The sequence below is a fragment of the Sporosarcina highlanderae genome, assembly GCF_030433715.1.
GTDB lineage: Bacteria > Bacillota > Bacilli > Bacillales_A > Planococcaceae > Sporosarcina > Sporosarcina highlanderae.
Genome location: NZ_JAROCC010000007.1, coordinates 171,849 through 186,586, shown reverse-complemented (window position 1 = coordinate 186,586; position 14,738 = coordinate 171,849). Strand labels below are relative to the sequence as shown.

At 38.8% G+C, this 14,738-nt stretch carries 14 protein-coding genes; 4 read left to right on the top strand and 10 right to left on the bottom strand.

What is annotated here, in order from left to right:
- Positions 1-111 precede the first annotated feature (111 nt).
- Positions 112-2,166: a putative bifunctional diguanylate cyclase/phosphodiesterase gene (locus tag P5G49_RS10950; RefSeq protein ID WP_301243746.1), complete on the bottom strand. Its 2,055-nt coding sequence runs from the start codon at positions 2,164-2,166 to the stop codon at positions 112-114.
- Between the two features lie 202 nt (positions 2,167-2,368).
- On the opposite strand from P5G49_RS10950, the gene P5G49_RS10945 reads away from it, so the two are divergent.
- On the top strand, positions 2,369-2,845 hold the full coding sequence (locus P5G49_RS10945; RefSeq protein ID WP_301243744.1) for a YkyB family protein: 477 nt from the start codon (positions 2,369-2,371) through the stop codon (positions 2,843-2,845).
- A 35-nt stretch (positions 2,846-2,880) separates the two neighbouring features.
- Here the strand turns inward: P5G49_RS10945 and P5G49_RS10940 are convergent, their stop codons facing one another.
- The 5 genes from P5G49_RS10940 to P5G49_RS10920 all read right to left on the bottom strand — a co-directional run bounded on the left by P5G49_RS10940 (position 2,881) and on the right by P5G49_RS10920 (position 7,417).
- Complete coding sequence (locus P5G49_RS10940) at positions 2,881-3,753, bottom strand: NAD(P)-dependent oxidoreductase (protein WP_301243743.1); 873 nt, start codon at positions 3,751-3,753, stop codon at positions 2,881-2,883.
- Between the two features lie 149 nt (positions 3,754-3,902).
- The gene (locus P5G49_RS10935; protein ID WP_301243742.1) at positions 3,903-5,138 is read right to left on the bottom strand and encodes a hypothetical protein; all 1,236 of its coding nucleotides are present in this window, start codon (positions 5,136-5,138) and stop codon (positions 3,903-3,905) included.
- The gene (locus tag P5G49_RS10930; protein ID WP_301243740.1) at positions 5,081-6,289 is read right to left on the bottom strand and encodes a DUF58 domain-containing protein; all 1,209 of its coding nucleotides are present in this window, start codon (positions 6,287-6,289) and stop codon (positions 5,081-5,083) included. The genes P5G49_RS10935 and P5G49_RS10930 overlap by 58 nt, the downstream gene beginning before the upstream one ends.
- Positions 6,289-7,224 carry an AAA family ATPase gene (locus P5G49_RS10925; protein ID WP_301243739.1) on the bottom strand — a complete coding sequence of 312 codons (936 nt, stop codon included), beginning with the start codon at positions 7,222-7,224 and terminating at the stop codon, positions 6,289-6,291. Before P5G49_RS10925 ends, P5G49_RS10930 begins: the two co-directional genes overlap by 1 nt.
- 1 nt (position 7,225) lies before the next feature.
- Complete coding sequence (locus P5G49_RS10920) at positions 7,226-7,417, bottom strand: aspartyl-phosphate phosphatase Spo0E family protein (RefSeq protein ID WP_301243738.1); 192 nt, start codon at positions 7,415-7,417, stop codon at positions 7,226-7,228.
- A 219-nt stretch (positions 7,418-7,636) separates the two neighbouring features.
- Here P5G49_RS10920 and P5G49_RS10915 point away from each other — a divergent pair, with 219 nt between their 5' ends.
- The gene (locus P5G49_RS10915) at positions 7,637-7,825 is read left to right on the top strand and encodes a YkvS family protein (protein WP_147058476.1); all 189 of its coding nucleotides are present in this window, start codon (positions 7,637-7,639) and stop codon (positions 7,823-7,825) included.
- Positions 7,826-7,876: 51 nt separating this feature from the next.
- Positions 7,877-8,482 carry a hypothetical protein gene (locus P5G49_RS10910; RefSeq protein ID WP_301243736.1) on the top strand — a complete coding sequence of 202 codons (606 nt, stop codon included), beginning with the start codon at positions 7,877-7,879 and terminating at the stop codon, positions 8,480-8,482.
- Between the two features lie 57 nt (positions 8,483-8,539).
- Here the strand turns inward: P5G49_RS10910 and P5G49_RS10905 are convergent, their stop codons facing one another.
- Together P5G49_RS10905 and P5G49_RS10900 are read right to left on the bottom strand one after the other, a co-directional pair.
- Positions 8,540-8,980 carry a MarR family winged helix-turn-helix transcriptional regulator gene (locus P5G49_RS10905; protein WP_301243734.1) on the bottom strand — a complete coding sequence of 147 codons (441 nt, stop codon included), beginning with the start codon at positions 8,978-8,980 and terminating at the stop codon, positions 8,540-8,542.
- Between the two features lie 84 nt (positions 8,981-9,064).
- A complete protein-coding gene (locus P5G49_RS10900; RefSeq protein ID WP_301243732.1) occupies positions 9,065-10,495 on the bottom strand; it encodes an ATP-binding protein in 1,431 nt (476 codons plus the stop codon).
- A gap of 186 nt (positions 10,496-10,681) precedes the next feature.
- Here P5G49_RS10900 and P5G49_RS10895 point away from each other — a divergent pair, with 186 nt between their 5' ends.
- Complete coding sequence (locus tag P5G49_RS10895) at positions 10,682-12,427, top strand: B12-binding domain-containing radical SAM protein (RefSeq protein ID WP_301243731.1); 1,746 nt, start codon at positions 10,682-10,684, stop codon at positions 12,425-12,427.
- Between the two features lie 61 nt (positions 12,428-12,488).
- On the opposite strand, the gene P5G49_RS10890 is transcribed toward P5G49_RS10895, so the two are convergent.
- Both P5G49_RS10890 and P5G49_RS10885 read right to left on the bottom strand, forming a co-directional pair.
- Positions 12,489-13,838, bottom strand: coding sequence for a TrkH family potassium uptake protein (locus P5G49_RS10890; protein WP_301243730.1), 1,350 nt, complete (start codon positions 13,836-13,838; stop codon positions 12,489-12,491).
- A gap of 131 nt (positions 13,839-13,969) precedes the next feature.
- The gene (locus P5G49_RS10885) at positions 13,970-14,716 is read right to left on the bottom strand and encodes a TerC family protein (protein ID WP_301243729.1); all 747 of its coding nucleotides are present in this window, start codon (positions 14,714-14,716) and stop codon (positions 13,970-13,972) included.
- Between the last annotated feature and the right edge of the window lie 22 nt (positions 14,717-14,738).

Here is a 14,738-nt window from a genome sequence, read left to right as displayed (position 1 = left end):
TGTTTTATATTGAAAGATAATTTAGGTAAACACTTGACTACAGGTAAGAAAGCGTCCGCCTGGAGCGGAAATCAACAGCGTTACCATGTGGATCCTAAGGGGTTTTTTCTTTCAAACCCACGAAAAATACTTCTCAACTATCTGCGATGCGGGTATAGCCTTACTGAATAAAAACCCCTGAGCCTTATGACAATCGGCTTCAATTAGAATTTTAGCCTGTAAATCCTTCTCCACCCCTTCAGCAATCACCTGCATCCCAAGATTATGGGCAAGACTAATAATCGTTTTAGCAATCGCTGCATTCTTTTCATCCACTTCAATATCCTTAATAAACGATCGGTCTATTTTAATAATATCAATTGGATACAATTTCAAATAACTTAGTGACGAATACCCTGTCCCGAAATCATCAATTGAAATCGTGACACCAATCTCCTTCAGCTTTTGCAATGTAGAAAGTGTATCTTTAATATTCATAAGTGCTGTTTCCGTTATTTCAACTTCGAACGACGATGCGTGAATCCCATATTGATCTATCATATCTTTTGCCTTACACGCAAATTCACCTGTGCTGAATTGTTTTGGGGAGATATTAACAGCAATCCGCACCTTACGGAATTGTTTATCCTGCCATTCTTTAAGTTGTTTACATACTGATTCCAATACCCAGTCCCCTATTGTATGAATCAGTCCCGACTCCTCCGCCATTGGAATGAAAAGTGAAGGTGAAACAAAACCGAATTTCCGATTATTCCAGCGTAACAACGCTTCAAAACTGTCAATTTGACCAGTCTTTAAATTGACTTGAGGTTGATAGTGGATTTCAAGTTCATTGAATTCAATGGCTCTACGTAAATGCGATTCCATGATAGCTGCATCCGTAAAAGAAGTGTTCATCTCTTCTTTATAGAATCGATAATGGGCACGCCCACGCTCTTTGACGAAAAATACAGCCTGCTCCGCTTTTTTAAGAAGTTCTTCAAGAATCAACCCATCGTCTGGATAAACTGAAATGCCGATGGATGATGAAATAAAATATTCTTGATGATCGAAATAGAATGGCTTAGTGAAATCGCTTAAAATTCGTTTAGCAAGGTCCTCCGTTTTTTCAATGGAATGATCCCGCAAGAGGATTATATATTCGTCCCCGCCGTTCCGATATAGTTTACCGGCAGTTGGACATACCATTTTAACCCGTTCTGCAATCATCTTAAGGATTTCATCGGCGCCTGTTCTTCCGATTGAATCGTTAATGGTCTTGAAACGGTCCAAATCCAAGTGGATGAACGATAACTTTTCATCACTACGATTTGCATATTCCGCATCTGCCTCGAAATGTTCTTTCAAGGCCCTTCTATTCCATAACCCAGTTAGCTGATCATGATATGAAAGAAATAATAACTTTTCGTTGTTTTTAAAATGAGCAGAAGTATCCCTTAATATCATATGGATCTCCTGGATATCCCCCTGAATAGATACTGGAATCGTTTTTAAGTATGCAGATAGATATTGTCCCTTTTTATGAAAAAAAGTAATCCCTTCCATCTCAATCGACTCTCCTAAGAATGCGCGAGACAGGAAGGTACTGAATTCATCGACCTTATCATCACCAATTAAGTCCACAATAGATCTTCCAGTCAATTCTTTTGAACGGTACCCGAATGATTTATGGACAGCAATATTTGCATAGGTGATCCGGTTTTTACGATTAACCGTAATAATCGGATCCAGATTATGATCAATAACAGACATATACTTTTGCTCGTATAACCATCTAACTTTCTGTTCAGACATCAATTCTTCCTGAGCTCTTAATTCGACAACTATAATCTGCTTGGATTCATTTGTTTCTTGTCGAAACAGCCCCATCTCAAAAAGCTGATCCCTACCATCTATTTTGATTGTTAAAAACATCTTTACAGAAGGTTGAAACTTTAAGACTTTTATTTGCTTTTTAATTGTCCTCCAAATTCCTCCAAAAAAAACCGAGGCAAGAGCCCCTTCTTCCTCCTTGAATAATTGGCTTGCTTTATTATTTGCAAGGATGACCTTCCAATCGTCGTCTTTCCACCCTATTAAGATGGTCATATCAAAAGGATGATTGTAAAAGTATGTATCTATTGCACATTCAAGTTGTTTTTCAACTTCCACTGTTTTATGATTCATGGCTGCCTCCATGCATGTCCGAATGTAAACTTACGCAGAACTTTTTTCGACGTTATTTTACAAGTATACCTTTATATTCGACAAAAAAATAGTAGTTTCCTAAAATTTCAGTACTTTTTGCCTAATCATTTTACAAATGTTTCGTGAATATTTGTGATAAAATAAAAAGAGATAATCAATTTGCATAAATTAGGAGGAATCCATGGAAACTGAAACAAAGAGACGTCAAATCGCCATCGCAATCTACACAGTGAATCGGCACGCTAAAACGGCACCGAATAATCGTGAATTATATGCATTAAAAAACAAATCGATTCAGAAATTGCTTCAGATGGGGTATGCGAAAAAAATCGGCCTGCACTTTATTGATAATCCCCAGATGAGCAAGCAAAGTTCGACCGTATTAGTAAAGTGCGGTGACTTCCTCTTTCATACCTTACCTGAAAAAGAAGACTTCAAATCTCTTCCCCATTTAGGCAACCAAGACCAGGCATTCCGGAATCCCCAAGAACGGATGAATTTGAAAACCGCAAGAGACTTATTGACAGATTTTATAGCTGAAAAACAAAAACCATCAATTAAAATCGGTAAGAAGAAATTTGTATCATCTCCCAAACGTTTAAAACCAAGAGTAAGCAACACCCAATCATTCCGTTCTTCCTATTTGGACGGAAAATAAAAAGGAGGGCACCTCGTCCTGGGGCCCCTCCTTTTTCACTTCTCAATATATCGTTTATATAAAACCTGGGTACCATTTTCTCCATACCCCTCTTCAACAAGCTTATCATACATATCTCGAGCCATCTGTAGACCCGGAAGTGATATTCCCATGAGCTCAGCCTCAGATAGAGCGATATTCATATCCTTCAAGAAATGTTTAACAAAAAATCCCGGTTCAAAGTCTTCCTTGATAATCCGTGGGGCCAAGTTAGAAAGGGACCATGATCCTGCTGCACCAGAGGAGATCGATTGCAATATTGTTTCTGCATCCAGTCCAGCAGCTTTTCCATAGGCAAGTGCTTCACAGACTCCTATCATATTTGTCGAAATGGCAATTTGGTTACACATCTTTGTATGTTGACCTGCTCCTGCGTCACCTTGATAAACAATTTGTTTACCAAAAACCTCAAAAATCGGTAAGAGTCGTTTAAATGTCTGCTCATTTCCTCCACACATAATAGATAAAGTACCGTTTTGAGCACCGACATCTCCCCCTGAGACAGGAGCATCTATTGAATCAATTCCTCTTAACTCACCATCTGCGGCAATTCTTTTTGCCAATTCCGGACTTGAAGTTGTCATATCAATTAAAACTGAGCCTTTTTTGGCATTCGCTAAAATTCCATTTTCGGTGTAATACACTTCTTCAACGTCTGTCGGATACCCAACCATTGTAAAGATAAGGTCAGCTTCTTTCACTGCTTGTCCAACTGTATCAGCCCACTTCGCTCCATGGGCAATAACTGACTCTGCTTTTTCTTTTGTTCGTGTAAAAATAGTCACTTCATAATTGGCGTTTACTAAATGTTTAACGATGCTGCTTCCCATTACTCCAGTTCCGATGAATGCAATTTTCTCTTTTCCCATAAATTACCCCTCCATTTTTTTATATCTACATACATTATAAGCAAAAAACATAAAAAAAGGAGGACAGATCCTGTAAAGGGTCCGTCCTCAAAAGGGGGAAATGAGAATGTTGCTGTGTTCAATTATAATGTCCCCCGTTTCAAAACATCTTAAACCTCTTTTACAAAAAATCTTTTTTTAATTTCTTCAAGTCCTTGTTGAAAAGCGTTTTGCTCATTTTCCGTAGGGACATGCGAACCGTATCTGACCTCATTATAAACAGATAAAATATTGTCATTCTGTCCCCATCCCATACGCGTAAACCATTCTTTCACCGTCTCACCATGCAGCCTATTGAATTTAGAGACCTGTGCATCTTTTTCAAACTGCTCGAAGGATTTTCGTACTTCATCCCGTGCAGAAGAATAATCATAAAGCAAACTATGCTGTTTTGTCTCTTTCCCTTTTTTCCCCTTAAACGAAAAAGTATAGGCTTCCTGTTTTTCTAAATAGCGACTGTTTCTCTTTTTGATGATAATGAAAATAGTCACGGCGATTAAAATTACCAGGGCGACTGCTAGTGTCGTGTATTCAAATATCGAAGAAGTTTTGCCAAAGACTTTATATGGATCATCTAATGGTATCCAGTCGTCCCAACTACCTTCACCTTCTACTTCCACATTTTCTTCGATGATTTCCTGAGGCTGCAGTAGAGGATCCAAGGCTCTCCCAAATATCCCGAACACCCCACCGAAAAGAAAACTGAAAATCTCGATGAACATCGTTCGGACAGGCTTTAGGACAAATAAAACAACTAAAAATACTGAAGTCCCAATCCCCATAATAACGCCGAAAATCCTCCCGGCTTCACTAACTTTAAAGTTGCCTAATTGCCTGCTATTCACTGTAATAGAAAGCATGCGAATAAAATAGAACAGGAATGATGTGCACAGATAAATGAACAGAAGTTGCCGCATGATCAACGTCGGATTTTCAAATACATAAAACAACCTGGAGATTAGAGTAAAGATGATTAAAGCGGCTGAGTTAGCAGCGAAAAATGGCCAACCATTAATTCGCGAGCCACCGAAGTTTACTTGAACCCTCCAAAACACAAATACAAAAAATATCAATATGATCATCAATGGAGTTCCAATCAGCCATAATATCAGCATCAATCCAACGGTAAAAGCAAGGCCGAGACCAAGCGAATATTCCCGTGAATAGAAGAGGATATATGAGATAATCCCACCCACTATTGCGATGAGTAACCAAAGATAAGGCATGATGGAATATGGATCCGCAATTAAGAATGCGAATAGGTATGCCAATAGAAACAGCTCAACGACTAGGCGCTCGGAAAGGCTGAATCGGTTCCGGTCTTTTTCAAAACTGGATTGTCCCATTCATTTCCACTCCCTTCGCTAACGGTGTCCATTATGACCGCATATTGTCTTGACCATTTTTGTGCAACCGCCCTGATTTTATCATTTTCATGCGATATTAAAACGATAGTTTGCGGAAGCTGTCCAGTGCTTTCCATATTTAACAACATATCTTCATACCGCATTTTCGCATTCTTTTCAGATATTTTAGCAAGCATTACCATCGTTTTCTGAAATTGGACTTTTCCTTGCCCACTTGGCAATTGTAGATAGGGCGTTGCCCCGAATGTCCGCAAATTGATGGAAACCGAATATGGAATATTGTGTTTCATGCAATAATCGGCATAAGAAACGAGCCTTTCCACTTTCGTTTCGAAATCCATATACCCACGATCCTTCTCGATCGTATTCAAAATCAGAGCTACGCTTTGCGAGCTGACCGGAAGGAATTCCTTCGTTTGGAGTTTTTGCATTTTCGCGCTTGCCGTCCAGTGAATTTGATCAAAACGATCCGTCGGCACGTAATCACGGGTTCCAATCATCTGTAATGCATCAGTGAAAAGCGAAGTCTTTTGCTCGACTTCTCCCGGCTTAAATGGGGAGGAGTCCAGTTCCCTACCAAGTGCTGTTACGCGAGGGTAAACTAAGCTTTGATAGGAAATTGGATCTTCTAACTCCATATTTACAGAACCATCACCAAATAGATGAGGAACTTCCAATATCAGCCTTGTGACCCGTGACATTCCCCTCTTTTTACCTTCAAGTGGAATCCGGATTTCAACCTTTTTATTGGACCCTACCGCAAACGGAACCGATAAGTCGTAAACACCACTATAATGCTTTCGATTATCCGTACTTGGCGCAACAGGATCCTCAATTGACAGGGTGAGTGTGCCATTCCAAATCGGAACGATGCCATTGTCAAACTCCATGATCAACTCTTCCTCACCGTCTATCAAAATACGTTTCTGTTTCGCCTTGAAATTGACTATTAAACCCTTACCTACTTTGGAAAAATAAACGTTTTGGAATGCAAGCATAGCAAAAACCGCCCCGAAGCTAGCTGCCAACCATGTTTGTAAATAAATAAATGACCAGATGAAAAAAATGAAGGTGAAGGCCATACCTTGATGTATTGACTTAAATCCATGTTCATAGCGTATCCAGTTCATTAGACTGTAGCCTCTAATGGAGCTGGAATGGAACTGATTATTTCCTGTAGCACTTCTTCGATGCTCTTCGTCAATACCCCTTCCGTCGAAAGCTCCATACGATGCAATGCTACTGGGGCAATAATTGCTTTCACATCATCTGGCGTAGCAAAATCCCTACCTTCAATATAAGCCTTTGTCCGGGTAGCTTGAAGGATAGCAAGCGCTGCACGGGAACTCAAACCAAGCTCTAAGAATGGATGCTCCCTTGTCGAGCGGACGATTTTCAATATATACTTCTCGATGTCTTCATGGACACTTACTCTACGAGCTTCAGCCGCCCATTTCAGAACAGTTTCCGCATCGATAATCGTTTGTGTTTTAATATCGCCAGGCTTTTGGCCGTACTGCTTTAAAATCTCATGTTCTTCTTCGAATGTTGGATAATCGATATTCAATTTAAAAAGAAAGCGATCCAATTGCGCAGCCGGTAACGGAAACGTCCCTTGTTGGGACTCGATAGGATTCTGTGTCGCAATGACCATGAACGGCTTTGGTAATGGAAGCGTTTCACCGTCAATCGTCACTTGCTTCTCTTCCATTGATTCAAGCAAACTGGACTGTGTACGTGGTGTAGCCCGATTTATCTCATCCGCAAGTAATATATTAGAAGAGACTGGTCCCGCCTTTAAGATGAACTCCTGCGATTGCGGGTTAAAATATCGGATTCCTGTCACATCAGATGGCAAAACGTCCGGAGTAAATTGAACACGTTTAAAGTCACCTTTAAATGCATTCGCAAAACTCTTAGCCATCATAGTTTTTCCAGAACCGGGAACACTTTCAAGCAATACATGTCCATCTTGTAATAAGGCTATCAACATCAAATCGAATTCTTTCTCTCTACCTATTACAGCTTCGTTTAATTCTTTTCTAAACTCATTAATTGTTACCACATTAACCACCCTTTCCCATTTCCCCAATATTTCCATATAGGTCTTCATTCTCAAGAGAATTGTATTGGTTGATTAGAAAATCAAGCTCTTCACTTATTAATAAGACATCGACTGAAGATAAGCCTTTTTGCATAGCCATCACAATCAACTCCTCGCGCTTTGACTCAACCTGTTCTTCTAATATCTGCTTCAAGCGCAATCCCCCCGATTCAAGAAGATATACCTAAAAGATTATTATACATGATTTTGAAGATAAAGGTAATTCTATTTTCGATAAATTAAATAATTCTATTTTAGTAGTAAAGACTTTACGTTATAGTTTTTTTATTGCACACTATAAGGTGAAACTTTTATCAGTGAAGTTCTTCACTGCATGTTAGTTGAACCAATCAATTAAAGGAGCTGTTTCGCTATGAAAATTGCGGAAGTTGGTAATATTATAGAATTTAAAGACGGTTTGCAAGGCATCGTTGAGAAGGTAAATGAAAACTCAGTGATTGTTGACTTGACATATATGGAGAACTTCGACGAATTGGAACTTGAAGAAAAAACAGTCATCAACCACAAACGTTATACAATCATCCACGGAAGCGACGAATGAAACATTTTTTTCTTACAACCGTCTAAATAGTGTAAATGAGGGGGGATAGTAGTGAAAGTAAATTGGAAACTTTTATGTACTGGATTTGCTACAGCGGTTTTTCTTGCTGCATGCACAAATGGTGAGACAAAATCGAGTGAAGACACAAACCCGAATAATTCAGAGCAAGTTTCCGACGAATCTAAAAACGAAACTGGTTCTGATCAGGGAGCTATTACTGAAGGAATAATGTCAGAAGGCAAATTGACTGATAGTGATGCACAACCTTTCTCGATGTATGTATTACCGGGCTATAAGCTTACTAGTGAAGAGCCGGGACGGGATAGTTTATATTCCGAAGAAAACCGATCCGCTTTTATGCGTATTGAAACGCAGATCGCTGAAGATGGAACGTATGATTACCTATTAGACAATATGCAGGAAGTTTTAATTGCATCAAGTAACGGTGAAGAACCTGTAGAGGTGCAAGATGTTTTTACAACAACGTTAGATGAAGGAATTAAGAACGTAAAAGCATTTAAAGTGGACACAGAGACGGGTCCAGTTACCGGAGTCCTATTCGAAAAGGATGAAATGGTCATCCGACTCACAATCTTTGATACAACTGAAGAGGAATATGGAACTGACTTCTTAGACATGGGACAAACGATTAGATAATATATAAAAGCCGAACAGATTCATATCTGTTCGGCTTTTATTTATTATATAGTTTGTTTAGGATAAGTTTTTTATAGACAATCCCAATTTCTTAAGAAGTTCAATTGCCACTTCCTGTTCATCTTTAGAAAGAGCGGACATTAACTCTTGAATGCTTTTTTCGTGGGAAGGAAATATTCGTTCAATCAGTTCTTTGCCTGCAGGCGTTATGGATATATAAGTGACCCTTTTATCCTCCTTGCAACAAACTCTTTCCAATAACCCCTTCTTTTCAAGCTTATCTACGACATATGTCATCGATCCACTTCTTAGCAATATCTTTTGCCCAATCTTTTGTATCGGTTGCCTGCCTTTATGGTGTAAAAGCTCCAACACTGCAAATTCGGTCGGGTTCAACTCAAATGATTCGATTAGTTTATTTGCTTCTTCCGAGATTACTTTGCTCGCCCTCGAAAGTACGATGAATAACTTTAATGCGAGTTCTGTATCATTTCCCATTTCACGGATCCACCTTCTATAATTCCTGTCAAAGACTTGTAACTATTATAGCCGTTAAATTTGGTAAGTGTCAAAACGAATGGGTTATAATACAATGGATTGTGTTTTTTTCAATGAATTCTCTTTACTGTCGGTCACAAGTGGAAAACTTAATATAAATTGTGTCCCAATATCCACTTTGCTTTCCACTATAATTGTACCGCTGTGATCTTCCACTGTTTTAAGGACGAAAGGAAGGCCCAAACCCGTCCCCCCAGGCTTTGAACTGAAAAAAGGCATAAACACTTGACTCACTTGATGATCTGTCATTCCTTTACCGGTATCCGATACGGTTAGTATTACTTTCCCATCGACCTCGGTTAAAAGGGTGGATAATTCTCCCCCTTTTTTCATGGCTTCCAGAGCATTTTTGAATAGATTTAAGAGCACTTGTTTTATCTTATCCGGATCGCCAAATATTAAAGGATCATTAGTTAATTCAACTTTTTTGGAAACTGCAATGCCTTCCATAACCGCTTTTGGTTTTATGAATGAAATCATATCTGCAACAAGAAGATCCAACGAGAAAATGATTCTCTTTTTTTTGGTCGGTTTCGAAAGAACAAGCATCTCACCTAAGATCGATTCCATTCTTTCAATCTCATCTTCGATAACTGAGATATAGCGTATTGAATCCTCTGAAGCAGATGCCTTTAGTAACTGTGTAAACCCTTTCAATGTTGTAATCGGGTTTCTAAGTTCATGCGCAATGCTTGCAGCAATCTGACCAACTGCCGATAATGAACCTGAATGGGCCAATTGAACTTGTAAGTTCTCTTTTTCCGTTGCATCTGACATATGAATGATAAACATTCTATTTTCCTTGTCATAATACGAGATAATATGATAAAATTTTGTATCCTCCGTCGATTTTTGATACTTTATAATCGTCGTGACACAGCCTTGTTCTTCGGCGTGTTCAAGATAAACAGGAAGTTGCATTTCATTTTCAGGATCAATCAATGAGAATACCTTAGAAATATGTTCACCAACCAATTCTTCCCTTGACTGGTTTATGAAAATAGTATGCATTTCATTTATATCCCGGATGATCCCTTTTTGGTCAACTAATAATATGAAAGAGCAGGATTGCTTGAAAGCATTTAAATACGTTTTAAGGGAAGGAATCTTTTGCGGTTCAAGGACATCAAACATCGCAATTATTTTATTTATATCAGGCAAATAAAATAATTGCACGTCAATCTTATGCTTTTCGGTAAAAACGATGTTCATCGGTATTATTTCCATTAGAATTCGGTCCGAGTTTGCAGCCTGTTCCGTAAACTTCGTCCAAATATGCATCGTCGAAGAGTCAATGACTTCATCGATAGTTTGTCGAGTTTTTGAGGCGAAATGCACGTTAAATGGCTCATTTTTGTAACATATTTCCCCATTTAAATTTACGAGCAAACCAGGACGAAAACTATCATCCAATAAAAATGACACACTTTTTCTTATTTCATCAAGATTGTTCAATTTGATACCTCCCGCGCCTTTTACCAAACAGTATGAGAAACAACAAGATTTAATGCGTTATAACCTATTTTTAAAATACCCTTGTGTCAGATTATTTCATATTGTCAGTATTAATCATATAGTATTATCAGACCTTTTTCAATAAACAGTTATGTGTATTTAGTAATCTACCAAAGGAGAAATAACATGAGTATAGTCCTAACAACTTTGAATGCAAAGTATATCCACACGAATCTTGCAATTAGGTATTTAAAATCTTACGTAATGCCTGAATATGAGCCAATTTTATCGGAATATACGATAAAAGATCCTATTTTAAACATTGTATCAGATATCCATCAGAAAAAACCGAATATTGTTGGATTTAGTTTGTATATTTGGAATATCGAGGAATCAATTAAAGTAATTCGCATTCTGAAGAAAACAAATCCCGGGTTGGTAATTGTCGCCGGTGGACCAGAAGTGACGTATGACTATGATAAATGGCTTGAAAAAGTTCCTGAAATTGACTTCATCGTCATCGGCGAAGGCGAGAGGACTTTTAAACAATTGTTAGACTATCATGCAGGTAAAATTGAACTATCTGAGGTACAAGGAATTGCCTACAAGGCAGAAGAAAAACTGAAAATCACAGCACCCGGTCCAAAGCTTGATTTGCGGGAACTCCCTTCCCCTTTTAGATTTCCTGAAGACATCCCTCATCTTAGCAATCGGGTAACATATATTGAGACAAGCAGAGGCTGTCCATTCTCCTGCCAATTTTGCTTATCCTCAATCGAAGTAGGGGTACGTTATTTCAACCGGGAAGCGATCAAAGACGACATTCGTTACTTGATGAAAAATGGATCTAAAACGATTAAATTCGTTGATCGGACATTTAATATAAGCCGTAGTTATGCGATGGAAATGTTCCAATTTCTAATTGACGAGCATTTACCGGGAACAGTTTTTCAATTTGAAATTACCGGAGACATTATGCGTCCTGAAGTGATTGATTTCCTAAATGAAAATGCACCAAAAGGACTGTTCCGATTCGAAATTGGTGTCCAATCGACAAATGATTTAACGAATGAACTTGTTAAAAGAAGACAGAACTTCGAAAAACTCTCTCGCACTGTCACAATGGTAAAAGAAGGCGGAAAGATTGCACAGCATCTGGATTTAATCGCCGGCTTACCGGAAGAAGATTATGATTCATTCCGAAAGACATTCAATGATGTTTTTGCTATGCGTCCAGAAGAATTACAATTAGGGTTTCTTAAACTTTTAAGAGGTACAGGGCTGCGTATTCAAGCGGAACAATTTGGCTATACGTATATCGATGAGGCTCCGTATGAAATCCTGTCGAATAACGTTTTAACTTTCGATGAAATCCTACGCATTAAACAAACGGAAGATGTGCTTGAAAAATATTGGAATGACAACCGTATGCCAAGGACTATCGAATACCTCGTTTCTGAAGTATTTGAAACGCCATTTGACTTCTTCCAAGAATTCGGCACCTTTTGGGAGATGAGTGGCTGGTCAAGAATCGGTCATCAACTTCAGGATCTATATACCCGACTGGAAGCATTCCTTGTGGAATATGGAAAAGCAGATATGGGAATTGTCCGGAGTTTGATGAAAATCGATTACCTTGCACACCACTCATTCCAGCCACGTCATATTTGGTGGAAGGATGACCTTGATGCAGAAACATTGTCCGGACTTGAACGGTTGATATTGAGTGATACTGAGTTGCTTAGCAGAACGGTAACTCCTACTCAGCTTACGGAAAGAAATATCCGGAAACATACTTTCATAACACCGGTTGCAGTCAAACCAAAAGAAGCTAACGAGTTCATAAGAGAAGAAGGCTTTTTAGTAACATTCTTCTGCCGGGGGCAAGAACCTCAATTTCATTTTCTTCAAGCAAAACATAGTATTACTTGAAGACGTAACAATAAATTGAAAAAGCATCTTCCGATTTTACTGAATCGGAAAGATGCTTTTTTTATCCAATAATAACTCGTTCTTTTGGATACGAATATGGTTTCTTGTTTGTCTTACCACCCAATGTATACAGGAATGATATTAACCCTACACGACCTATGAACATTAGTACCATGATGATCAGCTTACCAATCACTGACAACTCGGATGTGATTCCAAGAGACATTCCACACGTCCCAAAGGCAGATGTGATTTCAAATAGCAACGCAACAACCGGTACACCCTTTTCAGTAATAAGCAAGATAAGCAAAGCCGTCATCACCATCACTGCCGCCAACAAAATAACAGCGTATGACCGATAAACATCTATCAGCTTGATTTCGCGTTTAAAGATATTGATGACATTATTACCTTTTGCGAAATTGATTAAAAAGAGAACAGCAATTGCAAAAGTGGTCGTCCGTATCCCACCACCCACCGAACTTGGTGAAGCACCAATGAACATAAGGGAGGAAATGAAAATATCCGTCGCATCACTGAACTGAGTAATATCATAAGTCGTTAAACCAGCTGATCTTGCGGAAACCGAATGAAATAATGACGTAAATATCTTTTCATGCCAGGCAAGGCCTTTGAAAGAATGAAAAGATTCCAAAACGAAAATTAATACTGCACCCCACAGAAGTAGAATACCGAAAGTGACTGTAGTAATTTTTGTGAACAAGGAAAATCTGAAATGCGGAACCTTGTGAGAAAAAAACGCCTTCACTTCTATGAGCACTGGAAAACCGATGGCACCTAAAACAATCAGTATCATTATCACAGTCTGAATAAAATAATCACCAAAGTATGGATGCATTGAAGAACCGGTAATATCAAATCCTGCATTTGTCGTAGCTGATACCGACATGAACATACCGTTTAACAAAGCCTCGCTGAAAGTATCATAAAACCTCATAATATACAAAGTCAAAATGATTCCACCAATTGCTTCAATCAAAAAGATAATAACAACAATCTGTCGAATTAACTGAACGACACCCGCCAAAGAATATTGGTTATGGTCCACCATGATCAATTGACGCTCACGTAGTCCTATCTTCTTCTTAACAAGAAGCCAGAAGAAAGTACCGATTGACATTATCCCGATTCCGCCCAATTGCAGGACGAGCATAAGCATAGAAAGGCCGAAGACAGAATACGTTTCACCTATACTAATTGGTGTCAACCCCGTCACGCTGACAGCGCTTACCGCTGTAAACAGACTATCAATGAAATTGACCTCCACTCCCGGCTTATAAACGCCAGGTAAATTCAACAAAAGGAATGAAAAACCAATTGCTAAAAAATAATAAAAGACAATAATTTGTGCAGGTGTAAACCTATGCAAATTTTCCCTTGTTAGTTTCATGCCATCAATACCTTTCTTTTGTGAGGGAATCATCTTTCCATTTTAGTGAACTTCTCCGGAAAAAGAAAGGAATCAACTAAAAAATAAAAGAAGGCCGGATACATTTTTATGTACCGACCTTCGAATATCAATTATTTTTTATTTTTCATTACCGCTGTTACCCAACCACCAATAGCAATTGCTGCAAGTACAATCCAGAAAGTCAACTTCCATAATGTCGAATGTGGAAATGCCTCATCAATGATTTGCAAGTTCGGATGGGCTAAGGTCAGCACGACTAACTTAACACCTACCCAACCAACGATAAGGAATGCAGCCGTTTCAAGTGATGGATATTTTTCAAGCAATACAACGAACTGCCTTGCCGCAAAACGGATAATGACAAGACCGATAATTCCACCTAAAAGCATGACGATGAATTGACCACCGTTTATGCCGCCGACATGAAAATCACCAAGTTCCGGCAATGTTACAGCCAATGCGACAGCGGCAAGCATTGAATCTAACGCAAAAGCGATATCAGCAAGCTCGACCTTTAATACTGTCATCCAAAAACCAGATTTCTTGCGCGGCTTTTTTAAAGCGTCGTGATCGTCATTCCCTCTATCCAATAAACTTTTGATGGATATGAATAATAGATAAGCTGCTCCAAGAGCCTGTATTTGCCATATGTTCACCAAAAAAGTAATCATGAACAACGCAGCAAAACGAAACACAAATGCCCCTAATAAACCGTAGAACAATGCCCTTTTCTGTTGGACTTTCGGTAGATGCTTCACCATGACAGCCATGACAACGGCATTATCTGCTGCAAGCAACCCTTCAAGTGCGATTAATACGACAAGTACCCATGCGTATTCCAATAATATTGCTTCCAATAAACTTCCTCCTTATTTAACC

What these genes read in the sequence shown, in the direction of transcription:
- P5G49_RS10950 (WP_301243746.1), bottom strand. Translation starts at nt 2,166, where the DNA reads ATGAATCATAAAACAGTGGAAGTTGAAAAACAACTTGAATGTGCAATA.
- P5G49_RS10945 (WP_301243744.1), top strand. Translation starts at nt 2,369, where the DNA reads ATGGAAACTGAAACAAAGAGACGTCAAATCGCCATCGCAATCTACACA.
- P5G49_RS10940 (WP_301243743.1), bottom strand. Translation starts at nt 3,753, where the DNA reads ATGGGAAAAGAGAAAATTGCATTCATCGGAACTGGAGTAATGGGAAGC.
- P5G49_RS10935 (WP_301243742.1), bottom strand. Translation starts at nt 5,138, where the DNA reads ATGGGACAATCCAGTTTTGAAAAAGACCGGAACCGATTCAGCCTTTCC.
- P5G49_RS10930 (WP_301243740.1), bottom strand. Translation starts at nt 6,289, where the DNA reads ATGAACTGGATACGCTATGAACATGGATTTAAGTCAATACATCAAGGT.
- P5G49_RS10915 (WP_147058476.1), top strand. Translation starts at nt 7,637, where the DNA reads ATGAAAATTGCGGAAGTTGGTAATATTATAGAATTTAAAGACGGTTTG.
- P5G49_RS10905 (WP_301243734.1), bottom strand. Translation starts at nt 8,980, where the DNA reads ATGGGAAATGATACAGAACTCGCATTAAAGTTATTCATCGTACTTTCG.
- P5G49_RS10895 (WP_301243731.1), top strand. Translation starts at nt 10,682, where the DNA reads ATGAGTATAGTCCTAACAACTTTGAATGCAAAGTATATCCACACGAAT.
- P5G49_RS10890 (WP_301243730.1), bottom strand. Translation starts at nt 13,838, where the DNA reads ATGAAACTAACAAGGGAAAATTTGCATAGGTTTACACCTGCACAAATT.